This window comes from Streptomyces sp. NPDC028419, assembly GCF_055565515.1.
Map to the genome: position 1 here is coordinate 416,990 of NZ_JBVHUE010000001.1, position 21,797 is coordinate 438,786.

Sequence of the window (21,797 nt, forward strand, 5' to 3'; positions counted from 1 at the left end):
CCAGGACACAGCCCAATGTCTACTCTGGCGGAGCTAGATTTTCGCGTGCGCCGAGCACAGCTAGACCGCTGCGGTCAGCCCGGCGATAGAATCGGCTCCCATGTCGAAGCCTGACCAGTTGCTCGTTGACATCGCCGCCCTGGTGGAGTCCGGGCAGAGCAACCAGATGCCCCTGACCGTGGTCACCAGCGGTGCTGTCATCACCGGCCGGCTGGCCCCCGAGGCCGTGTGGAGGCAGCGGGTGTCGGAGGTCCTCACGGACTCGGCCCGCCTGACCGCGTTCTCCGCCATCTTCACCGCCGCGACCCCCCGGGAGGGCCCTCCCACCCATCTCCACTTCCATGTGGCCCGCATCCTGCAGGGCGCGGTCGGGATCCCGGAGACGGGTGGGATGTACCGCGTCTCGATCGCTGACGTCAGCTCCTGGACCGTGGGCGACTTCAGCTACTCCGACCACTGACCCACCGACCCACTGGCCCGGCGTCGCGGAAGAAGTTCCCGGGCATGCGGAAGGGCCCGACCGGCACGGTCGGGCCCTTCTCACTGTCCGGATGCCGGCTCGCGCCGGTCCTGTCCGTCAGACGGTCACTGGGGTGCCCAGCGCCGCGGAAGCCCGCTGGATCGGGCTGAGGACGCCCGAGGGCGCGGCGGCCCGGGGGAGTTCGCGGCAGGTGAACCCGAGCTGGGTCATGGCCCGGACGACTTCACCGGCGCTGAAGTCCCGCCGGTCCTGTCGGGTGATGACCTGGCCGACCTGCTTGACCGGGTAGGTACGGCGGCCGATGATCACGCACTGGTCGACGACCTGCTCGGGCTTGACCCCCTTCATCGACTCCAGGACACCGCTCTTGGTGAGGTCGAACGGGAAACGGGCGATGACGCAGCGCATGTTGCCTCACAGGAAGAGATGGGTCGGTTTCCGGGTCGTGTGGTGCTCAGGCCGCCGCGTTGAAGGCGGACTGCCGCGCGCCCGCGCGCCGGGCGGCCGAGGCGGGACCGCGCCGGCCGCGGGAGGCCGTGCTGCGCTTGGGCCGCTCGGACACCGGTGCGGTGATGGTGACGGGGATGCCGGAGGGGGCTTGGGCGCCGGTGATGCGGTTCAGGGCTTCGTCGCCCGAGCGGACCTGGGTGGTCTGCGGGGTGATGCCGGCGGCCTGCATGAGGCGGGTCATCTCGCGGCGTTGGTTGGGGGTGACGAGGGTGACGACGCTGCCGGATTCGCCGGCGCGGGCGGTGCGGCCGCCGCGGTGGAGGTAGTCCTTGGGGTCGGTCGGCGGGTCGACGTTGACGACGAGGTCGAGGTTGTCGACGTGGATGCCGCGGGCGGCGACGTTGGTGGCGACCAGGACGGTGACGTGGCCGGTCTTGAACTGGGCCAGGGTGCGGGTGCGCTGCGGCTGGGACTTTCCGCCGTGCAGGGCCGCGGCGCGGACTCCGTTGTCGAGGAGGTCCTGGGTGAGGCGGTCGACGGCGTGCTTGGTGTCGAGGAACATGATGACCCGGCCGTCGCGGGCCGCGATCTCCGTCGTCGTGCGTTGCTTGTCGGCGCCGTGGACGTGCAGGACGTGGTGTTCCATCGTGGTGACGGCGCCGGCCGAGGGGTCGACGGAGTGCACGACGGGGTCGGTGAGGTAGCGGCGGACCAGGAGGTCGACGTTGCGGTCGAGGGTGGCGGAGAACAGCATCCGTTGTCCCTCGGGGCGTACTTGGTCGAGCAGGGCGGTGACCTGGGGCATGAAGCCCATGTCGGCCATCTGGTCGGCTTCGTCGAGGACGCTGATCGCGACCTGGTTCAACCGGCAGTCACCACGGTCGATGAGGTCCTTGAGGCGGCCGGGCGTGGCGACGACCACTTCGGCCCCGGCGCGCAGTGCGGCGGCCTGGCGGTAGATGGGCATGCCGCCGACCACGGTGGCCAGGCGCAGCTTGACCGCCCGGGCGTAGGGGGTGAGGGCTGCGGTGACCTGCTGGGCGAGCTCACGCGTCGGTACGAGGATCAGCGCGAGCGGCTGACCCGACTCGGCGCTCTGGCCGGCCGTACGGGCCAGCAGCGCGAGGCCGAAGGCCAGGGTCTTGCCCGAGCCGGTGCGGCCACGGCCGAGCACGTCACGGCCCGCGAGGGTGTTGGGCAGCGTGGCGGCCTGGATCGGGAAGGGCGTGGCCACGCCCTCACGGGTGAGCGTGGCGAGCAGCTGGGCCGGCATGGCGAGGTCGGCGAAGGCCTCGACGGCGGGCAGCGCCGGGGTGATCGTCTTCGGCGGTGCGAACTCGCCCTGGATCGCGGCGGGCCGGCGGCCGTAGCCGCCCGAGCGGCTCGGGGCTCCGGAGCGGCTCGGGGTCGAGGAGCCGAAGCGGCTGCCCCGGCCCGAACCGGCGCCGGTCCCGAAAGCGGGGCCGCCGGTGCGGCCGCGGGTACGGGAGGAGCGGTTGTTCGTACGCGTGGGGTTCATGCGGAACCTTCCTTGATACGGCACGCATCAAGGAATTCCCGCAGCGTAGAAGCGGCGCAGGGAATTGCGAGAACGGGCCGAATAGAATGCAAAAGCGGATCTGGCGGACAGGAAATCTGTACGGGCTCAGGCGCTGGAATGAGGTGGCGTCACGTGGACGCGGCAACCAAAGAAAGCGACTCGGATGCGGCCCGGAGCGGGCCGTCCGGCCGAGTGGCTTGATGCTCAATGCCGCGGGTGGACGCACCGCGGAAAATGCATGCAGCTGGGGCCCGCACCCCGAGGGATGCGGGCCCCAGCTGCAGAACGCGTGTCAGCGCTTAGGCGGGAACGATGTTCTCGGCCGTCGGGCCCTTCTGGCCCTGCGCGATGTCGAAGGTGACCTTCTGGCCCTCGTTCAGCTCGCGGAAGCCCTGGGCGGCGATGTTCGAGTAGTGGGCGAACACGTCAGGACCGCCACCCTCCTGCTCGATGAAGCCGAAGCCCTTTTCCGCGTTGAACCACTTCACGGTACCAGCAGCCATGTCATATCTCCTTTGGGGCAATACAGCAGCGTCCGCACTGTGCGAAAGCCGTGTCGCCGCGATGATGCCCCGCCCGGAAAAGACCGGTAAATACAAAGCGCTCCCAGTCGGAACGAATTTCGACTGGAGGTGCTTGAAGTTCTTGGGTACCAAAACTGCAACCGAGATCGACAGTAGCACGCCTCGGCGGTGCGCGCCGGTTGAATACTTCCGTCGGCTGTGTTGCGGTAGAAACTCTCCCCACTGGATGCGTTAAATCCTTAGACCACGGTGACAGATATTGATTCGCCCCGAGCGCAGTGTTTGTACGTGCGCGGCCGCGTTAGTAGATCTCGTCGGCGTGGGTTTCGGTGTGCCGGCCGGCGGGCGCTCTGCTGCTGGTCAGCCAGGAGCGGGCGGGGCCGGCGGCGGTTGCGGTGTCGACGGTGAGGTGCAGTCGGGTGCCGCCGTCCTGGGCCGGGTAGCTGCGCTGTTCGGTGCCGGCGAAGCAGCGGCGCAGCACCTCGGCGACCGAGCGGGCCGCCTCGGGGGAGGCGGCGATGATGCGGACTTCTGCCTGCCCGGTCGACGGCAGGGTCTCGGGGTCCGTCTCGATCGTTTTCAAGAGGGCGTGGTCCTTTCGGCTGGAGGCGGGACGGCGGGCGGGGCGCCGTGACGCCCGGCCCGCTGCCCCCGGTCAGAGATGAGGACGATGGTCTCCGTGCCTCTCACCTCCAGGTGGTCCCGGTCGTGCGCACGGGCACGGGCGACAGCCCGATCGGGCTGCCGTAGGGCGGCATGCAGGCTCCGCCTTCGCTCTCCCAGGAGTCCTTCTGGCTTCGGGCGTCCCGCATGCCGCGGCCGATCGCGGCTTCGTTGGCCATCAGTACGTCGGCGGTGAGGACGCTTCCCGGGATCGCGGCCGCGCTCATCAGGCGGGCCGCGGCGGCGGGCTCGGTCTCGGGCGGGATCACCAGGAGGTCCCAGCGGCCGACGGTGAAGGAGAGCAGGATCAGGGTGTCCGCGTTCTGTTCGGTGAACCATCCGACGTGCAGGGTCCGGCCGTCCATCCGCACCGTGTGCGGGATGACGGGCCAGCGAGTGGGGTTCACGCTGACGCGGGTGATGCGGCCCCAGGGTTGGTCGAGGGCGGCGGCGAGCGCCGGCAGCTCGGCGGTGAGGTCGCGGGAGTGGGGCCACCAGGCGCCGTCCAGCCGGCCTGCGAGTGTGGTCTTCGGGGTGAGCGACAGACGCACCGGAATCTCGGGGGCGAGGTCGCGCGGGGTGGTGAGATCGAGGAGCGTGGTCATGGCGCGGACCTGCCTCCGGGCCGCCCGTCGGCGGCCCGGTGTTCGGCTATCGCCGGGAACGGCACCTGCGTGGAGGCCGGTGTGCGAAGTGCTCCCGGTCCTTTGACTGTACTCCTGAACGAGGAGCCCGAACCGATTCCTGACCAGGCACTTCGGGGCGCGGGGCCGGGATTCAGCCGTGCTCTTCCTCCTCGGCCTCCATGCGCCGGATTCCCGCGTGGGTGAGGGTCACCATCGCGGGGGTGTTGCCCGGTTCCCAGTCGACGGTGATCAGGCCTTCGCCCGCCAGGTAGGTGCAGGCGGCGGCCAGGTCCTGTTCCGGCACGTGGAGGTCGTGCCGTAGCTGTGCTCCGGTGATGCCGAGGAGGCGGTTGCCTTCGACGGCTTCGTACAGGACCCGGAGCACCTGGTCGCGGTAGGTCCTGCGTTCGCGCAGTGTGGCCATGACCGCGTCCTCTCGTGTGCGGGGTGGGCTTCGGGGCCCACGGCTCTCAGGTCTCGTCGGAGCGGGCGCCAGTGCCGACGGGTGTCCTGCTCGTGGCCAGCCAGGACTGGGCGGGGCCGGCGGGTGTTGCCGTGTCCACGGTGAGGTGGAGGCGGGTGTCGCCGTCGAGGCCGGGGTAGCTGCTTGGCTCCGCGCCGGCGAAGCAGTGGCGAAGCGCCACGGCGACCGCTCGGGCGGCTTCGGGGGTGTGCGCGATGATCCGGACGTCGGCGCTTGCGAGCGAGGGCAGCATCTGGGTCTCGATGTGCTTCACGTAGGCGTGTTTCCCTTCGTAGTGGGCCGATGATTCGTCGGGTGGGCACGGGGTGCCCACCCGACGGCCCCGGTCAGGAAGAAGACGTGTTCCTCACCGGTCGGCATCCGTGTGGTGGGCTCGACGACTGGTGCCGACCGGCAGACCGGGAGGTCTCGGCAGGGGCTCGCTGAAGTGGTGGGCCGCGATCCGCGCGTCGTGCCCGGCGTTGAGCAGGTGGATCAGGCGCATTCCGATGCCGATCGCGATGAGGACGGCCGCGATGAGGACGATGGTCTCCATGAAGCTCACCTCCAGCCGTTCCCGGGCAGCGGGAGGGGACTCCGGTCCATCGGATTCCCGAAGGGGGACACGCAGGCCCCGCCTTCGCTCTCCCGGCCGGCTTCCTGGCGCCGGGCGTCCCGGATGCCGCGCCCGATGGCGGCTTCGTTGGCCATCAGGACGCTCGCGGTGAGTACGCTGCCCGGGATCGCGGCGGCGGCCATCAGCCGGGCCGCGGCGGCGGGCCCGGTCTCGGGCGGGATCACCAGCAGGTCCCAGCGGCCGGCGTTGTAGGACCGCAGGATGAGCTTGTCGGGGTCCTGTTCGGTGAACCAGCCCACGTGCAGCGGGTGCCCGCTCACGGGAATCGCGTGCGGGATGACGGGCCAGCGGGTGGGGTTCACGGTGACCCGGGTGACGCGCCCCCAGGGCTCCTCCAGGGCGGCGGCCAGCGCGGGGAGCTCGGTTTCGAGGTCACGGGAGCGGGGCCACCAGGCACCGTCCAGTTGGCCGGCGAGAGCGGTCTTCGGCGTAAGGGACAGACGTGCCAGAACCACGGGAGCACCTACGGGGGGCTCGGCGCGGCCAACGGTCGCAGTCATGTCGCGGACCCGTCCCCGGGCCGTTCGCGAACGGCCCGGTGCAGTGATCGCCGGAAACGACGTCCGCGTGGAGCGGGTGTGCGAAATGCTCCCGGTTCCTCCACCGTACTCCGGTTCGAGGGCTCGGAAGCAGGTTCCGACCAGGTATTTTCCGGCAGCGACGGTTCGGTTGGAGGGTGCTTCACCGCCGGGGCGGACGGAGTACCGTGAAACGAGGGAGGCATTTCCCCGCTCAAGAGCCTTCCGACGCCGCTGCCGGTCGGCCGGACGGGGTGTCGCCGCACCGCGAGACAGGCGGATCATCATGGCCGCATCCGACAGCCCCGTACCCGTCCCCCCGAAGCTCCTCCCGGACGCGATCCACCAAGCCGTCAAGCCCGGCACCGCTCTGCTCCGGCTGGAGACCACACAGTCCCGCCAAGGGGTCCTCGACGGCGCCTGGTGGCCCCGCTCCCGGGACCTCACGACCGAGCTGCCCGCCCTGATCACGGCACTGACCGGACACCTCGGGCCCATCACGCGCGTCGGCCTGGACGCCACCGCCTGGCAGGACATCCCCACCCGCTTGGTCATCGACGACCAGGTCGTGCACCTCGACGCCGACCCGGTCGGCGACGACACCGTGCTCATCACCCGCGGCCACAACGACCACTTCGCGCTGCTGGTGGTACCCCCGGGCACCACCGCCGACGCCGCCCGCGAAGCGATGGCCCGCGCGGTCCGCGCCGACAACATCACCCAGGCCTCCCAGATCCTCATCGCCCCCACCGCCGACCCTGCGGACGCGTAGCCCCTCGTCGCTCCCGCAGAGGTGCGGGGTCGGCCGTGGGGGAGGGAGGATGGGAGTCGCGGGCGGCAAGGCGCGGGCAGCAGTCGGCCCGGGACGCCTGACGCGGGCAGCGGGTGGAAGGAGTCCCGGGATGCGCGCAACCGAAACCTTCCCGCACCCCGGCCAGCCGTCGGACAGTGATTCCCCCGAGCCCGGGGGGCTCCTGGACGTCCTGAAGGTCGCGGCGGTGGTGCTGGACGCGGACGGGCGGATCGCGTTGTGGAGCCCGCAGGCCGAGGAACTGTTCGGATACACGTCCGATGAGGCCCTCGGCCGGTTCGCGGGGCGGCTTCTGGTCCACGAGCAGCACCTGGAGCTGGTGGTCGAGCTGTTCGCGCGGGTCATGGCGGGCGGGAGGAGCTGGGCGGGCGTGTTTCCCGTGCGTCACAAAGACGGCGGCACGCGGCTGGTGGAGTTCCGGAACATGCGGCTGGAGGACGGCCGGAAAGGCGTCTATGCCCTCGGCCTGGCCACCGACCAGGCGACGCTGCGGCGGGTGGAGCGCGATCTGGCACTGTCCACCCGACTGATCTCGCAGTCCCCGATCGGGCTGGCGGTGATAGACACCGATCTGCGGTACGTGACCGTCAATCCGGCGCTGGAACGCATCAACGGCCTTCCGGCCGCCGAGCACGTCGGCCGGCACGTCCGCGAGGCATTGCCCTTTTTGGACGCCGAGGCCATCGAGTCCGCGATGCGTGAGGTCCTGGCCGACGGAATCCCGATCCTTGACCGTGAGTCCACGGGGCGCACCCCGGCCGACCCGGACCGCGAGCACGTGTGGTCGGTGTCCTTCTACCGGCTGGAGGCGTCCAACGGAAAGGTGCTCGGCGTCGCGACGTCCGTCGTCGACGTCAGCGAGCGGCATCGCGCCCAGGCCGAGGCTGCCGGGGCCCGGCAGCGCCTCGCGCTCGTAGCCGACGCCTCCCTGCGCATCGGGACCACGCTCGACCTCGACCAGACCGCCCGCGAACTCGCCGAGGTCTCCGTGCCGGAACTGGCCGACGTGGCCGCGGTGGACGTGCTCGACAGCATCCTGCACAGCCGTGCGGCCGTTGCCGTACACCAAGGGTCAGCGGTGTTCAGGGCCCTCGCCGTGGCTGCCGCGTACCCCACCGACGCGGTGCGCGCGGCCGATCCGCCGGGTGAGGTGGCACGCTACGACGCCGACCGGCTGGTCACCCGGTGCGTGAACACAGGCCGCCCGGTCCGCGTGCCCCACGTGGACGCCGACGACCTGATCCGCATCGCTCGCAGCCCCGAAGCCGTCGGCATGCTGGCCGCCGCGGGGCTCCACTCCTACCTGGCCGTGCCGCTCATCGCCCGCGGCGAAGTCCTCGGCGCCCTCGACCTCAAGCGCCTGCGCAATACGGAACCGTTCACCGCCGAGGACGAGGTCCTGGCCGGCGAGTTGGCCGCGCGCGCCGCCGTGTGCATCGACAACGCGCGCTGGTACCAGCAGGCACGCGACACCGCCCTCACCCTCCAGCGCAGCCTGCTCCCCCAGCAGCCACCGGACCAGCCCGGCCTGGAGATCGCCTACCGCTATCAACCCGCCCAAGCCGCGGACGAGGTCGGCGGCGACTGGTTCGACGTCATCCCCCTGACGGGCGACAAGAGCGCCCTCGTCGTCGGCGACGTCATGGGCAGCGGCATCAGCGCCGCCGCGACGATGGGCCAACTCCGCACCGCCACCCGCACACTGGCCGAACTCGACCTGGACCCCGCCCAGGTACTGCGCCACCTCGACCGCCTGGCCGAGCCCATGGGGCAGACCATCACCACCTGCGTCTACTGCGTGTACGACCCCCACCACACCCGATGCCTCATCGCCAACGCGGGGCACATGCCCCCTGTGTTGATGCGTCGCGGACGGCCGCCCGAACTACTGGAACTGCCCACCGGAGTACCTCTCGGCGTCGGCGGCGTCCTCTTCGACACCACCGCGTTCGATCTGCAAGCGGGCGACCAACTGGTCCTCTATACCGATGGCCTGGTCGAAACCCGTGACCAGGCCATCGACGAACGCCTCAACGCTCTCCTCGCCCTCCTCGCAAAGCCGCCACCCTCGCTGGAGGAGACCTGCGACATGCTCCTCCACGAGCTGCGCCACCCCGGCGATCACGACGATGTCGCCCTGCTCATCGCCCGGGTCCAGCACTGACCCCCACGGCCGGGCCCTGCGCGCGTGGGCGAGCGCCGCTCCGCTCAGAGGTTCTCGTCGTGCAGGTCCTCCTCGCGCAGCAGGTCGTCCTCGCGGCGGCGCGAGGTCTCCTTCTGCCCGGACTTCTGTCCCTGCTTCCGCTTCTGCTCCTGCTCGCGGGACTGCCTGCCCGGCTGGGGCTGCGCGGGGTCTCCGGGGCGATGGTGCTCCTGCGCTCCGCGGCCCTTGTCCGGCTCCTGGCGCTTGTCCTGCTTACCGTCCATGACGGCGACTCCTCTTGACGCGCGGGTAGGGATTCCTCCCGGATCACGCTGACACGCACAGTGATGGTCAGCATCATTTCGACTACGGAGTGAGGCGTGCGGGTGATGCCCGTCCCCGGCGTGGCGGCGTCGGGAGGCGTCGAGGAAGGCTTTCCGTTCGGTGGTCCGAGGTGGGCCCCGGACCGTGCCGCTGCGGCGGCTCCTAGCATGAGCACATGGTTGCCAGTGACGCCCAGCAGGCCCAGGTGGGAAGGGAAGCAGTGTCCCGCGACGACATCGAGACCGGCGGTATGTCTTCTGCACCGACGGTCGGAGGGAACGAGACGAGTGGCCCTCCCTCCGGATCGCACCGGGAGAAGGCCCCCGAGGCTTCCCACCCGGTTGCCGACCTGGTCGAGCGGGCGGCCGACCTGGTCGAACCGATCAAGCCGAAGCTACGGGGCTGGCTTCACGCCGGCATGGTTCCCGCATCGCTGGGCGCGGGCATCGTCCTCATCTGCCTGGCAGGGACACCGCAGGCCGTCTTGGCCTGCACCGTGTACTCCGTCACCGCCTGGCTGCTGTTCGGGACGAGCGCCGTCTACCACCTCGGCACCTGGGGACCACTCGGCGAGGCCGTTCTGCGCCGCCTCGACCACGCCAACATCTTCCTGATCATCGCCGGCACCTGCACCCCGCTCGCCGTGCTCCTTCTCCCCCCTGGCCAGCGGTCCGTCCTGCTGTGGATCGTGTGGGCGGGCGCTCTGGCCGGCATCGCCTTCCGTGTCCTGTGGGTCGGAGCTCCCCGCTGGCTGTACACCCCCTGCTACCTGGCCCTGGGCTGGGCACCGGTGCGATACCTGCCCGACTTCCTGGACAGCGGCGGGGCGGCCGTACTCGCCCTGATCGTGACCGGCGGGCTCCTCTACAGCGCGGGCGCGGTCGTCTACGGCCTCCAGCGCCCCGACCCCTCGCCCCGCTGGTTCGGCTTCCACGAGGTCTTCCACGCCCTGACCGTGGCGGCCTTCACCGCGCACTACATCGCCATCTCCATCGCCGTCCACTGACCACGGCCATGCTGCCCGGTGGCGTCCCACCAGCGCGTACACCCCGATTCCGCCAACGTCCCCGGTACGGGGCCGGTGCGCTGTCCGGGTGAACCAGGCAGGCAGTACGGCTTGCACGGGCAGCAGCCGCCCCTCGGCGTGCGGGTGCTCGGGCAGGGTTGAGAACCGGTCGGCCCAGCGGATCCCGCGGATGCACGGAGCAGCCTTCGACGAGGCGGTAGTGGACGACCGCGAGCCCTCGGGCGCTCCGGGAACAGGGTCAGGGCGCAGTTCTCGTGGCGAGGCCGGATTCCACGATGTCGGAGGAGGAGAGGAGCGGCCATGCCGCCAACTGAGGCCGGGGACACGGACGACCGTCGGGGGCGCGCCGCCTGCGAGCGGCAGACGGGGATGGACCTGGCCGGCGCGCTCGCGGCGGCGGAAGCCGCCTCCCCGGTCGAATCACTGGACGTCGTGGCGCGGATGCTCAGGGACCGTCTGAACGCCGCGGCGGTCTCGTTCCTGATCGTCGACTTCACCGGGTCGTCGGTGGTGCGGCTCGGCGCGTCTGACAGCGTCGAGTCCGACGCGCCCCCTGAGCGCATCGCTCTGCCCGGCACCCTCTACGGGGACGTGCTCCGCACACAACGGCCTGCCATGCAGCGACAGCGCGGCAGCGGCCCCGTCAGGGTCGTGGCGCCGGTCACCAACCGCGGCGACGCCATCGGCATGCTCGAGCTCTTCCTGCCGGATCATCCCGACGAGGACGCGATGCGGCAGATCGGCGCGACCGCGCACGCCCTGGCCTACATCGTCATCGCCAACCGGTCCTTCACCGACGTCTACCAATGGGGCCGCCGTACTCGGCCCCTGAACCTGGCCGCAGAAATCCAGCACCGGCTCCTCCCCGCCTCACTGGCGTGTGAGGCGGCCCAGTTCACGGTCGCCGGAGCACTGGAACCGGCGACGCACGTCGGCGGTGACACCTTCGACTACGTCGTCGACCGCGACACCATGCAGCTCTCCGTCACCGACGCCATGGGCCACGACGTGGAAGCCGCCCTCCTCGCCACCCTGGCCGTGGGCGCCCTCCGCAGAGCCAGACGCGCCGGCGCCGAGCTCGAAGAACAGGCTCACGAGGCCAACCAGGCAGTCATCGACAACGGCAGGCAGGGCTTCGTCACCGGGCAGTTGCTCCACGTCAGCCTGCTCGACGGGACCACCCAGTTCATCAACGCGGGGCACCCCTGGCCGCTGCGCCTGCGACACGGAACGGTTGACGAGATGACGCCCGAGGTGGACCTGCCCTTCGGTGTCCGGCCCGGTACCGCTTACCGGGTGCAGCGGCTGGACCTGCAACCGGGGGACCGGCTCGTGATGCTCACCGACGGAATGTTCGAGCGTCGTGCTGTGCACGTCGACCTGCCCTCCCTGATCGTGCGCACAGCCGATCTCCACCCCCGCGAGGCCTCCCGGGCCCTGGTCGCAGCGGTGCTGCACGCCCACGACGGGCGCCTCCAGGACGACGCCACGGTCATGTGCTTGGACTGGCACGGCACCCATCAGGCCACGCGCAGCGCTGACGCCGGGGCGGATCTCACAGAAGCATCAGCGCCTGAATAGCACTCCGTCCACAGCCGGCTCGCAAGCCGGCTCGCAGCCACGGCCCGACGAAGACGACCGAAGCGGGGTGGTCGCGCGAACGTCGCCCGCCGAGCGCGGCGGCATGCCGATGCCTGCGGGCACCCTCGCCTCAGGCCGAGGCGGCGGCCGGCGGGCCGGATGATTCGGCGGCGCGGCGGTATTCGGCGTTGATGCGTTGGGCTTCTTCGAGTTGGTCCTCGAGGATGATGATGCGGCAGGCGGCCTCGATGGGGGTGCCCTGGTCGACGAGTTCGCGGGCGCGGGCGGCGATGCGCAGCTGGTAGCGGGAGTAGCGGCGGTGGCCGCCCTCGGAGCGCAGCGGGGTGATGAGGCGGGCTTCGCCGATGGCGCGGAGGAAGCCCTGGGTGGTGCCGAGCATGGCAGCGGCCCGGCCCATCGTGTAGGCCGGGTAATCGTCGTCGTCGAGACGGCCGAACGAGTCGTCTGCTGTCATTGCACCTCTCTCGTGGAACGCGTGGAGGGGCCCTGGTGCCGTACGGCACCAGGGCCCCGAAGGAACTACTACACCATCTGTCGGCCCTGATACTGCGCCGACCCTGTGTTTCCGCCGACCCGGCCCACACGCTGCCGGGAATGCGGTGATCGCGGTTGCTTGACCGGAGACCACCTCACTATCGATGTCCCGCGGTACCCGGGCTCAGACTTCCGCCCGGGCGATCCTGATGGTGCTCGGCTCCTCCGTTCTTCCCTCGGTGATCAACTGATTACTGCTGGTACTGCGGTACTGCTGGAACTGCTGATACTGGTACTGCTGGTGGCCTGACCCAGCGCCACTCTCCGGCAGCCAGCCCCGTCGCCCGTCCTGCGTCTGCTCTGGCTTAGAACCCCACTGCCGAACTTCCCGGTGCGCGCGCCCGCAGCCGACGCCTTCACCGAGGTGCTGCTCACTGCTCACTGCTGGGTACTGCTCACTGCCGGGTACTGCTGATGGCGGCCCCTGATCACTGCGGGCCACCCGGTCCGGTCGTCAGTCCCGTCGCCGTCCTGCCACAACGCTGGCTTCGAAACTCCACCACCGCACCGTCATGCGTACTGCGACTGCGGATACCGCTGCCCGGCAGTTCGTCTCTGCCGGGCCTTGCTGTCTCTTTGGGCTACGAGAGAAACCATAACCAGGACACAGCCCAATGTCTACTCCAGCTGCCATAGATTTTCGTGCTCGCCGAGGAGAGCTAGACCTTCACGGCCGCCCCAGGATGCGTAGAGCGGACTGCACAGCAGGTCAGGGACCTGAGCCAGGTTGGTGTGCAGTGGGGTGGGGCGCATCAGCAAGGGCACCGACCTCTCGGTCCACACCCGCGAACACCTCGACGCCGTCGCCGCCCAGCGCAACGGCCGCCCACGCAAAACGCCCGACTGGGAAACCCCAGCCGAGCGCCTGCGTAAAGTGCTCGCGGCCTGATCAAACAGACCACGTGTCGTGACGACCCCCCGGTCCTGTCCGTCAGATCCGTCAGATCCGTCAGACGGTCACCGGGAGAAGGGGGACGGTCGTGCCGTGGTGAGGCGGTTCAGCGGGCAAGGGCGAGGACGCCCAGAGCGCTGCCCTGCTCGTCGACGACCGGCAGGGCATCGAGTCGGCGGTAGCGCATCGCGTGCTCGGCTTCTGCCATCGCGGTCACGGGCGAGGTGAACGGCCCGCGGTCGCCGAGGACGTCGCGGAGACGAACCTGGTCCGAGTACGCGGCGCTGTCCCGGATGGCGGCGAGCTGGGCCTGGGTGACCAGCCCGGTGCACAGGCCGTCTTCGTCGCAGACGAGCAGATGACCCGCGCGGGCGCTGGCGATGACGGCCAGGGCCACCTCGACCGTCATGTCGTCACAGACCTGGGGGCCGGCCGCCTCCATCGCGTCGCCCACCGTCCGGTGTACAGGGCGGGCGTTCGCCGAGCGGGGCTGCATCTGGACCAGCGTCAAAACGTGCCTCCTGCAGAGATGGGTCAGTTTTCTGATCACGTGTTTCTCAGGCCGCCGCATCGAAGGCGGACTGCCGCATGCTCGCGCGCCGGGCCGTCGAAGCGGGACCGCGCCGGCCGCGGGAGGCCGTGCTGCGCTTGGCGCGTTCGACTACGGGTGCGGTGATGGTGACGGGGATGCCGGAGGGGGCTTGGGCGCCGGTGATGCGGTTCAGGGCTTCGTCGCCCGAGCGGACCTGGGTGGTCTGCGGGGTGATGCCGGCGGCCTGCATGAGGCGGGTCATCTCGCGGCGTTGGTTGGGGGTGACGAGGGTGACGACGCTGCCGGATTCGCCGGCGCGGGCGGTGCGGCCGCCGCGGTGGAGGTAGTCCTTGGGGTCGGTCGGCGGGTCGACGTTGACGACGAGGTCGAGGTTGTCGACGTGGATGCCGCGGGCGGCGACGTTGGTGGCGACCAGGACGGTGACGTGGCCGGTCTTGAACTGGGCCAGGGTCCGGGTGCGCTGCGGCTGGGACTTTCCGCCGTGCAGGGCCGCGGCGCGGACTCCGTTGTCGAGGAGGTCCTGGGTGAGACGGTCCACGGCGTGCTTGGTGTCGAGGAACATGATCACCCGGCCGTCGCGGGCCGCGATCTCCGTCGTCGTGCGCTGCTTGTCGGCGCCGTGGACGTGCAGGACGTGGTGTTCCATCGTGGTGACGGCGCCGGCCGAGGGGTCGACCGAGTGCACGACGGGGTCGGTGAGGTAGCGGCGGACCAGGAGGTCGACGTTGCGGTCGAGGGTGGCGGAGAACAGCATCCGTTGGCCCTCGGGGCGTACCTGGTCGAGCAGGGCGGTGACTTGGGGCATGAAGCCCATGTCGGCCATCTGGTCGGCTTCGTCGAGGACGCTGATCGCGACCTGGTTCAACCGGCAGTCACCACGGTCGATGAGGTCCTTCAACCGGCCGGGCGTGGCGACGACGACCTCCACACCTCCGCGCAGCGCTCCGGCCTGCTTGCCGATCGACATGCCGCCGACGACGGTGGTCAGGCGCAGCTTCACGGCGCGGGCGTAGGGGGTGAGGGCGTCGGTGACCTGCTGGGCCAGCTCACGGGTAGGAACGAGGATCAGAGCCAGCGGCTGGCGCGGCTCGGCGCGCAGTCCGGCGGTACGGGCCAGCAGGGCGAGGCCGAAGGCCAGGGTCTTGCCCGAGCCGGTGCGGCCACGGCCGAGGACGTCACGGCCCGCGAGGGTGTTGGGCAGCGTGGCGCCCTGGATCGGGAAGGGCACGGTCACACCCTGCGCGCGGAGAGCGGCAAGCAGCTCGGCCGGCATGGCGAGGTCGGCGAAGACCTCGACGGCGGGCAGCGCGGGGGTGATGGTCTTCGGCAGGGCGAACTCGCCCTGGATCGCGGCGGGTCGGCGGCCGTAGCCGCCGGAGCGGCTCGGGGCTCCGGAGCGGCTCGGGGCTCCGGAGCGGCTCGGGGTCGAGGAGCCGAAGCGGCTGCGGGAGGAACGGTCGTTCGTACGAGTGCGGTTCATGCGGAACCTTCCTTGATGCGGCACGTATCAAGGAATTCCCGCAGCGGAAACAAGGCGCAGGGAATCGCGAGAACGGGCCGAATGGAATGCAAAAGCGGATCTGGCGGACAGGGAATCTGTACGGGCTCAGGCGCTGATATCGGGTGGCGTCATGTGGACGCGAAATTCAGAAGAGTCGAGCGGGGTTGAAGCTCCGGAGGAGCTGTAACCCTGAATGCTGCGTCCCGCAGGCGACACCACTACGGGAAACGGGAAATGTCTGCAGCTGGGGCCCGCACCCAGAGGGATGCGGGCCCCAGCTGCGAAATGCGCGTCAGCGTCAGGCGGGAACGATGTTCTCGGCCGTCGGGCCCTTCTGGCCCGGCGCGATGTCGAAGGTGACCTTCTGGCCCTCCAGCAGCTCGCGGAAGCCCTGGGCAGCGATGTTCGAGAAGTGGGCGAAGACGTCGTCGCCGCCACCGTCCTGCTCGATGAAGCCGAAACCCTTAGCCGCGTTGAACCACTTCACGGTGCCAGATGCCATGTCATATCTCCTTTGGGGCAGTACACCAGCGTCCGCACTGTACGGACACCGTGTCGCCGCGATGATGCCCCGCCGGAAAATGACCGGAAATATGAAGTGCTCGAATGTGGCGCGGAGGCCGACTGGAGCGCTTGAAGTTTTTGGGTACCAAAACTGCAACCGAGATCGACAGTAGCATGCCGTAGCTGTTTGTGTGCGTGAAATATCTCCATCGTGGGCGGCGGGGAAAAACTCTCCCTGCGGGGTCCATTAAACTCTCTGACCGCGAGGACAGGTATTGATTCCTGCCGAGTGCAGCGTTTCGGGAGCAGCTTCGCTCGGCGACGCTGCGGCCGAGCCGTTCCAGGGCTGGTCCGGCTTCGTCGCCAGAGCCGTTGCCAGCCCCCACGGGGCGGCCACGCCGACGCTCCCCCGTCTCCGCGTGGTGCGGGTTCCGGTGTCGGGCAGCAGCGCGGCGACTGGGACAGCGGACCAGGCGGGCGGCGGTCCCCTTGCGCTGGGCATATTACGCAGAAACATGCAGCGGATTGTCGTTCATTCTTTGTTATTCGAACCGAAAAATATGGTCAGCCGGGTGCGGAGCAACGCGACGTTCAGGTCGCTCCGTGTCCGGCGCGAATCGCCGTGCACGACACGGAGCCAAGGCGTATCCGGCCGCCTCGGCCGTGGCAGCCTGATCGCCAGTGCATGGGTTGTGAAGCGGAGGTACGGGTCCCGTGGGCGTCAATGTCAATCCCACCGTCAGCAGGCGCCGGCTGGGGTCGGAGCTACGTCGGCTCCGGGAGATCAGCGGTCTGACGACGCAGCAGGTGGCGGAGCGCCTGCTGATCTCCCAGCCCAAGATCAGCCTGCTGGAGAACGGCCGCCGCCCCATCAAGCCCCGCGACGTGCGCGATCTCTGCGGGCTGTACGGAGTCCAGGATCAGCGGCTCGTCGACCGTCTGATGCAGCTGGCCAAGGATTCGGGTCAGCAGGGCTGGTGGAACTCCTACGGCGACATCCCGTACAGCGCCTACATCGGCCTGGAGGCCGAGGCGGCCGCGATCCGGCTCTACGAGCCCCTGGTGATCCCGGGCCTGTTGCAGGCCCCTGCCTACGCCCGGGCGATCATCGTAGGAACGATCCCTCATGCCACTGCCGAACAGGCCGCCACGCGCCTTCAGGTGAGGCTGCGGCGCCAGAGCCGGCTGGGCGACCCGCGCAACCCGCTGCGCTTATGGGTCGTACTGGACGAAGCGGCGCTGCGGCGCGTCGTGGGCAGCCGGGAGGTCATGCGCGAGCAGCTGGACCATCTGACCCGTCTCGGCGGCCGGCCGCACATCACCCTGCAGGTACTCCCTCACGATGTGGGTGCGCACCCGGGTGTCTCGGGACAGTTCTCGCTGCTTGAGTTTGCCGACGCCACCGATGCGAACGTGGTGTATCTCGAAAGGTTCACCAGCGATCTCTATCTGGAAAAACGAACCGAGGTACGCTGCTACAGCGATATGTACGCGCACTTGCAGGCCCAGGCGTTGAGCCCGGAGAACACCCTGCATTTCCTCGACGAAGCCGCCCAGGCGTATGCCGGCACGGAATTGCCGCCCGACGAGGTGCGTGCTCCAGGCCGACCGCTCACGAGCGCCACTGAGCCCCTGGACGATGTGGGCAGGGGCTCAGTGGCCGATGCGTACGAAGCCGTCGGTGACGGGAACGCCCATGGTCTGGCGATCCGTCCCGAGCGCTCGGGACGGATCGTTCACCGGCGTGAGGTGGTCACGCCTGCGATGGGCTAGTCCTGTCGAGTCGTCGTACGTCGCCGGGTTCGCTTCATGGCGAAGAGGGCCGAGCCTCCGACGAAGGCCAGTGCGGCCGCACCGGCAGCGGTGATGGTGGTGCCGCTGCTCGTGCCGCTCGCGCTGAGGTGTGGCGACGCCACCTGCGGCTGCTGGTCCGTGGCGGCGCTCACGTGGGCGAAGTTGACGGTCTTGGCAGCGGGGCCGCGACCCACGCGGCCCAGAGGACTGCCGGGGCCGCCGGGCAGGAAGCCGGCCCAGGGAGGCTTGCCCTGGTCGTGGTCGTCGGGGCCTTGACCGTCCTCGTCCTCGTCGTGGTCGTGGTCGTCGGGGCCTTGACCGTGCTCGTCCTTGTCGTGGTCGTGGTCGTGGTCGTCGGGACCTTGGCCGTCCTCGCCCTTGTGGTGGTCGTGGTCGTGGTGACCGTGGCCGTGCCCGCCCTTGTCCCCCTTTTCGCCCTTGTCGCCGCGAGGCCCCTTGGGCCCGGCAGGTCCTGCGGGTCCGGCAGGTCCGGCGGGTCCGGCGGGTCCGGCGGGTCCGGCAGGTCCGGCAGGACCCGCGGGGCCTGCGGGGCCTGCGGAACCGGTGGGTCCGGGGGCTCCAGGGGCTCCAGGTGAGCCGGTGGGGCCGGGGGCTCCGGTCGGGCCGGGGGCTCCGGGTGAGCCGGGTGCTCCGGGGGCTCCGGGTGAGCCGGTGGGGCCGGGTGCTCCGGGTGAGCCGGTCGGGCCGGGTGCTCCGGGTGCTCCGGGTGAGCCGGTCGGGCCAGGGGCTCCGGGGGCTCCGGGCGATCCGGTCGGGCCGGGGGCGCCAGGGCTGCCGGTGGGACCGGGTGAGCCCGTAGGACCGGGGGCACCGGTCGGGCCAGGGGCTCCGGTCGGGCCAGGGCTGCCGGTCGGGCCGGGGCTGCCGGTCGGGCCGGGCGAACCCGTCGGCCCGGGAGGCCCGGGCGGGCCAACCGCGCAGGCGGCCCTCGTGATGGTGTTGTCGTCCATCGTGACCGCGCCGGTGCGCGCCAGGGCGCGGCCTTCGATCACGGCGCGGTGGTTCAGCGTGATGGACTCCATGGCCAGGATGTTGCCCTTGAACTGCGTGGTCGTGTCGAGGGTGGCGGAGCTGCCCACCTCCCAGAACACGTTGCAGGCGTTAGCTCCCCTGATGAAGGCCACGACGCTCGCCGGAGCCGTGATCAGGGTCGAGGGGATCCGGAAGATGAAGACGGCGTCGGGGTTGTTCTGACCGTCGAGCGTCACCGTTCCGGTGATGTGCAGTTCCGACGAGGCCGAGTAGACGCCGGGCGCCAGCGTTTGCCCGCCGATATCGGCCGTGGCGAGCACGTTTCCGGGTCCCCGGCTGTCCGCGTCGTTGTAGGCGGTGACGAGGTCGGCCTTCGCCTGCATGGCGGCGGCGTCGGTCACGTGCTGCGTTCCGTTGACGACGCCGGGCGGGAAGCCGGTCACCGATGTGCCCGGATGGAGCCCCAGGTCGCCGTTGATGATGGTGGGGTTCGTATTGGTGATCGTCGAACCGGCCAGAACCGCGTAGTTGGTGGCGGTCCCCAGCCCCACGGGGGCTTCCGCGGCGTACGCGGGGCTCGGGGCCAGGGAGGCCGCCGCCACGAGCGCCGCGGGGAGCAGGGAGACCGCCCCCCGTTTGAGCAGAGTGCGTTGTGGCCTTCTGCCGGGTGGATCCGACGCGATGACGTCCAATGCCATAGCGGAACCTTTCCTGTTGCTTCGAAGCTCATGCCCCCCGAAGGAGCGCGCGGACTCGCCCTGAGCGGGGGACCGCGGAGCGACTCTCTGCCAGAGGCGGTGATACGCCGTCACACAGGGGTATTCCCGCATATTGCACAGCAATAGACCGCAAATCGTTAAAAAGGGTCTACATGAGTGACGCAGCGTCAGGAAAGTAAGGCCGCATACCAGTGCGAATCCGTTGCACCGTCAAAGCGTCAACGCCCGCGAGCTCGGCCCGTACGGCATCTGCGTCAACACCGCCCTGCCCGGCGCCATCGAGGTGGAAGCCGACACCGCGATCCCCGCCCACCACGGCGCCCGACCGGAAGACCAGATCAACCGCCAGTGCGTCCCGCGACGCGGACGGCTGGGCAATCCGTCCACGTCGATGGCGGCGGGCTGCTGCACTGAGACGTCAACGAGCAAGGAGACAGAGCGACATGATCGAACGAGTCCGAGCCGTCCTCGTCACCGCGGACGACACGATGCTGGTCATCCGCCGCGCCAGGCCCGGAACCCCCGTGTACTGGGTGCTGCCTGGCGGCGGGGTCGAGGAGAGCGACGCGTCCCGGGAGGCCGCCCTCCACCGGGAGATCCACGAGGAGATCGCGGGGAAGGCCGACATCATCCGCCTCCTGCACACGATGGAGTCCGGCGATGAGCGTCAGCTCTTCTACCTGGCCCGCATCGCGACGTGGTCCTTCGAGGACCGCACCGGCCCCGAGTTCAGTGCCGAAGGACGCGGCGAATACGCCCTGGAGGAGATCCCGCTGACCGTGGAGGGGGTCGACGGCATCGACCTCAAGCCCGAGGAGATCGCTGATGTCCTGCGGGCCGCCATCGGCTCCGGAAGCCTCGGAGACGAGGCGACGCGCTGATCCCTCGACACGTCCACACATCGCCGGGGCCGGCATGCCCGTGCGGTGCGCGGCCTAGCCGTTCTGTCCCGGGAGGTTGTGGACGGGCGAGCCAGGTCTCGGCTGGGGGATCTTGAAGGGGTGTGACCCGGATGCGCCACATCTCAGTCTCCAAGATCCCCGACCTCGTCACCCGCGATCAGGTCTGCGTCTCCTCGCGGCGTCCCATGGCGGCCGCATCGGGTATGACGAGCAGCTTGCCGGTGGTGCGCCGAGCCTCCAGATCGCTGTGGGCCCGGGCGGCCTCGGACAATGCGTAGCGGCCCGTCACGGTGACCTCAAGCGCCTTGGAGCGCACCCACTCGAACACTTCGGCGGCCCGTCGGAGCAGTTCGGACCGATCGGCGATGAAGTCCCCGAGGCTGGGCCGGATCAGGGTCAGCGAACCGCCGTGGGCGAGCCGAATCGGATCGAACGGCGGCACGGCGCCACTTGCCGCGCCGAAGAGCACGAGATGGCCGCGGGTTCGCAGGCTGGCGAGGCTCGCATCGAAGGTGTGCGCGCCGACGCCGTCGAAGACGACCGGCAGTCCCTGACCGCCGTTGAGCCGCCTCACCTCGGCTGCGAGATCGTCGACCGCGGAGGAGAGGATCACCTTGGCGGCCCCGGCACGCTTCGCCAGCTCGGCCTTCGCCGTGGTCGACGTCGTGCCGATCACCCTGCCGCCGAGGTGGGTGATGAGCTGGGTCAAGAGCAGCCCCATGCCACCAGCGGCCGCATGCACGAGCACGGTGTCGCCCGCCTGAACCGGGTAGGCGTCCTTGACGAGATAGTGCGCGGTCATGCCTTGGAGGAGCACGGCGGCGGCCGTCTCGAAGCCGATGTCGTCGGGCAGCGGCACCAGCCGGGAGGAGTCCACGACGGCCCGCTCGGCATACGTGCCGGGAATCTCCACCCAACCGACCCGGTCCCCGACCGCGACGTCAGCGACGCCGGGTCCCACTTCGACGACCGTGCCGGCGCCCTCCGAGCCCGGGGTGAAGGGCAGCGGGAGGCTGTACCGGCCCTCGCGGTAGTAGACGTCGAGGAAGTTGACCCCGGATGCGGCGACCTCCACGACCGCCTCGCCCGGACCCGGCCGCGGCTGGTCCACCTCGGCCTCCTGCAGCACCTCGGGACCGCCCACTTCAACCACCTGAATCGCTCTCATGGCCCTCCAATAACGGCTCACCCCCACCAACCCCGTTGATGGCTCATCCCCCACCAACCCCGTTGACGGCGATCCGATTCCCGGCAAGCAGACCAGCCCGCCTCGGTCGACGAATGCACCACCCGCCGCCTCCGCACCGCCGTACGGCCACCCACCCGGACCGGCGTAGCCTCCGGCAGCTCCACCGCGCGGCGCACGAAATCGACCACCGCCTGGACGAAGCATCGGTGCCCTCTCACCCCGCTCACGCTGCGCCGAACCGACAGAACGAGGCTTGGCGTTCGGTTCGAAGGTCGGGCGCACCATTGTGGCTGGGTAGCTCCCAGACGACGTCCCCGTCCGCCTCCACACCGGGCGTCGTTCCTCTGGTCTCTTCGTGAGGGGCATATGCATTCAGCATGTGCCCCTCGCCGTCTTCAGGGGGTGGC

General features: G+C 69.9%; 23 protein-coding genes and 1 pseudogene. 8 read left to right on the plus strand and 16 right to left on the minus strand.

From position 1 onward, the window contains the following. The first annotated feature begins 100 nt into the window (after positions 1-100). Positions 101-460, plus strand: coding sequence for a hypothetical protein (locus ACZ4UB_RS01995; protein ID WP_468067633.1), 360 nt, complete (start codon positions 101-103; stop codon positions 458-460). A 117-nt stretch (positions 461-577) separates the two neighbouring features. On the opposite strand, the gene ACZ4UB_RS02000 is transcribed toward ACZ4UB_RS01995, so the two are convergent. The 9 genes from ACZ4UB_RS02000 to ACZ4UB_RS02040 form a co-directional block, all read right to left on the minus strand. Continuing rightward, positions 578-889 (minus strand): SCO5918 family protein, encoded by a 312-nt coding sequence (locus tag ACZ4UB_RS02000; RefSeq protein WP_468067635.1) that lies wholly within the window; start codon positions 887-889, stop codon positions 578-580. A 46-nt stretch (positions 890-935) separates the two neighbouring features. Then, on the minus strand, positions 936-2,450 hold the full coding sequence (locus tag ACZ4UB_RS02005) for a DEAD/DEAH box helicase (RefSeq protein WP_468067636.1): 1,515 nt from the start codon (positions 2,448-2,450) through the stop codon (positions 936-938). Between the two features lie 320 nt (positions 2,451-2,770). Then, positions 2,771-2,974, minus strand: coding sequence for a cold-shock protein (locus ACZ4UB_RS02010; RefSeq protein WP_267751671.1), 204 nt, complete (start codon positions 2,972-2,974; stop codon positions 2,771-2,773). Positions 2,975-3,296: 322 nt separating this feature from the next. Beyond that, a complete protein-coding gene (locus ACZ4UB_RS02015; protein WP_468067637.1) occupies positions 3,297-3,578 on the minus strand; it encodes a hypothetical protein in 282 nt (93 codons plus the stop codon). 103 nt (positions 3,579-3,681) lie between these two features. Further along, positions 3,682-4,263 (minus strand): DUF5994 family protein, encoded by a 582-nt coding sequence (locus ACZ4UB_RS02020; RefSeq protein WP_468067638.1) that lies wholly within the window; start codon positions 4,261-4,263, stop codon positions 3,682-3,684. A 172-nt stretch (positions 4,264-4,435) separates the two neighbouring features. Continuing rightward, complete coding sequence (locus tag ACZ4UB_RS02025) at positions 4,436-4,708, minus strand: hypothetical protein (RefSeq protein WP_468067639.1); 273 nt, start codon at positions 4,706-4,708, stop codon at positions 4,436-4,438. Between the two features lie 46 nt (positions 4,709-4,754). Further along, positions 4,755-5,021 carry a hypothetical protein gene (locus tag ACZ4UB_RS02030; protein ID WP_468067640.1) on the minus strand — a complete coding sequence of 89 codons (267 nt, stop codon included), beginning with the start codon at positions 5,019-5,021 and terminating at the stop codon, positions 4,755-4,757. A 93-nt stretch (positions 5,022-5,114) separates the two neighbouring features. Further along, the gene (locus ACZ4UB_RS02035) at positions 5,115-5,303 is read right to left on the minus strand and encodes a hypothetical protein (RefSeq protein WP_468067642.1); all 189 of its coding nucleotides are present in this window, start codon (positions 5,301-5,303) and stop codon (positions 5,115-5,117) included. Between the two features lie 5 nt (positions 5,304-5,308). Next, entirely contained in the window at positions 5,309-5,884 is a 576-nt protein-coding gene (locus ACZ4UB_RS02040; protein WP_468067643.1) for a DUF5994 family protein, read from the minus strand. A gap of 304 nt (positions 5,885-6,188) precedes the next feature. On the opposite strand from ACZ4UB_RS02040, the gene ACZ4UB_RS02045 reads away from it, so the two are divergent. Both ACZ4UB_RS02045 and ACZ4UB_RS02050 read left to right on the plus strand, forming a co-directional pair. After that, positions 6,189-6,674, plus strand: a complete 486-nt coding sequence (locus ACZ4UB_RS02045) for a DUF5994 family protein (RefSeq protein ID WP_468067644.1) — start codon at positions 6,189-6,191, stop codon at positions 6,672-6,674. A 130-nt stretch (positions 6,675-6,804) separates the two neighbouring features. Next, positions 6,805-8,877, plus strand: a complete 2,073-nt coding sequence (locus tag ACZ4UB_RS02050) for a SpoIIE family protein phosphatase (protein WP_468067645.1) — start codon at positions 6,805-6,807, stop codon at positions 8,875-8,877. Positions 8,878-8,921: 44 nt separating this feature from the next. Here the strand turns inward: ACZ4UB_RS02050 and ACZ4UB_RS02055 are convergent, their stop codons facing one another. Then, positions 8,922-9,140 (minus strand): hypothetical protein, encoded by a 219-nt coding sequence (locus ACZ4UB_RS02055; protein ID WP_468067647.1) that lies wholly within the window; start codon positions 9,138-9,140, stop codon positions 8,922-8,924. Positions 9,141-9,355: 215 nt separating this feature from the next. Between ACZ4UB_RS02055 and trhA the strand changes: the two genes are divergently transcribed. After that, positions 9,356-10,186, plus strand: a complete 831-nt coding sequence (gene trhA / locus ACZ4UB_RS02060; RefSeq protein WP_468067648.1) for a PAQR family membrane homeostasis protein TrhA — start codon at positions 9,356-9,358, stop codon at positions 10,184-10,186. A 390-nt stretch (positions 10,187-10,576) separates the two neighbouring features. Beyond that, on the plus strand, positions 10,577-11,788 hold the full coding sequence (locus ACZ4UB_RS02065) for a PP2C family protein-serine/threonine phosphatase (RefSeq protein WP_468067733.1): 1,212 nt from the start codon (positions 10,577-10,579) through the stop codon (positions 11,786-11,788). A gap of 130 nt (positions 11,789-11,918) precedes the next feature. Here ACZ4UB_RS02065 and ACZ4UB_RS02070 read toward each other — a convergent pair whose 3' ends face one another. Next, on the minus strand, positions 11,919-12,263 hold the full coding sequence (locus ACZ4UB_RS02070; RefSeq protein WP_354383419.1) for a MerR family transcriptional regulator: 345 nt from the start codon (positions 12,261-12,263) through the stop codon (positions 11,919-11,921). Between the two features lie 837 nt (positions 12,264-13,100). Here ACZ4UB_RS02070 and ACZ4UB_RS02075 point away from each other — a divergent pair. Then, positions 13,101-13,232, plus strand: a pseudogene (locus tag ACZ4UB_RS02075) (IS30 family transposase); the annotation flags it as partial. A 109-nt stretch (positions 13,233-13,341) separates the two neighbouring features. Here ACZ4UB_RS02075 and ACZ4UB_RS02080 read toward each other — a convergent pair. The 3 genes from ACZ4UB_RS02080 to ACZ4UB_RS02090 form a co-directional block, all read right to left on the minus strand. Then, positions 13,342-13,746 (minus strand): CBS domain-containing protein, encoded by a 405-nt coding sequence (locus ACZ4UB_RS02080; RefSeq protein ID WP_468067649.1) that lies wholly within the window; start codon positions 13,744-13,746, stop codon positions 13,342-13,344. A 46-nt stretch (positions 13,747-13,792) separates the two neighbouring features. After that, a complete protein-coding gene (locus ACZ4UB_RS02085) occupies positions 13,793-15,268 on the minus strand; it encodes a DEAD/DEAH box helicase (RefSeq protein ID WP_468067651.1) in 1,476 nt (491 codons plus the stop codon). Between the two features lie 319 nt (positions 15,269-15,587). Next, positions 15,588-15,791, minus strand: coding sequence for a cold-shock protein (locus ACZ4UB_RS02090; protein WP_351206419.1), 204 nt, complete (start codon positions 15,789-15,791; stop codon positions 15,588-15,590). 716 nt (positions 15,792-16,507) lie between these two features. Between ACZ4UB_RS02090 and ACZ4UB_RS02095 the strand changes: the two genes are divergently transcribed. Continuing rightward, positions 16,508-17,566 (plus strand): helix-turn-helix domain-containing protein, encoded by a 1,059-nt coding sequence (locus tag ACZ4UB_RS02095; protein ID WP_468067654.1) that lies wholly within the window; start codon positions 16,508-16,510, stop codon positions 17,564-17,566. Here the strand turns inward: ACZ4UB_RS02095 and ACZ4UB_RS02100 are convergent. Further along, complete coding sequence (locus ACZ4UB_RS02100; RefSeq protein WP_468067656.1) at positions 17,563-19,278, minus strand: ice-binding family protein; 1,716 nt, start codon at positions 19,276-19,278, stop codon at positions 17,563-17,565. The genes ACZ4UB_RS02095 and ACZ4UB_RS02100 overlap by 4 nt on opposite strands. Before the next feature lie 464 nt (positions 19,279-19,742). On the opposite strand from ACZ4UB_RS02100, the gene ACZ4UB_RS02105 reads away from it, so the two are divergent. Next, the gene (locus ACZ4UB_RS02105; protein WP_468067657.1) at positions 19,743-20,180 is read left to right on the plus strand and encodes an NUDIX hydrolase; all 438 of its coding nucleotides are present in this window, start codon (positions 19,743-19,745) and stop codon (positions 20,178-20,180) included. Between the two features lie 178 nt (positions 20,181-20,358). Here ACZ4UB_RS02105 and ACZ4UB_RS02110 read toward each other — a convergent pair whose 3' ends face one another. Further along, a complete protein-coding gene (locus ACZ4UB_RS02110; RefSeq protein ID WP_468067658.1) occupies positions 20,359-21,390 on the minus strand; it encodes a quinone oxidoreductase family protein in 1,032 nt (343 codons plus the stop codon). Positions 21,391-21,797 lie beyond the last annotated feature (407 nt).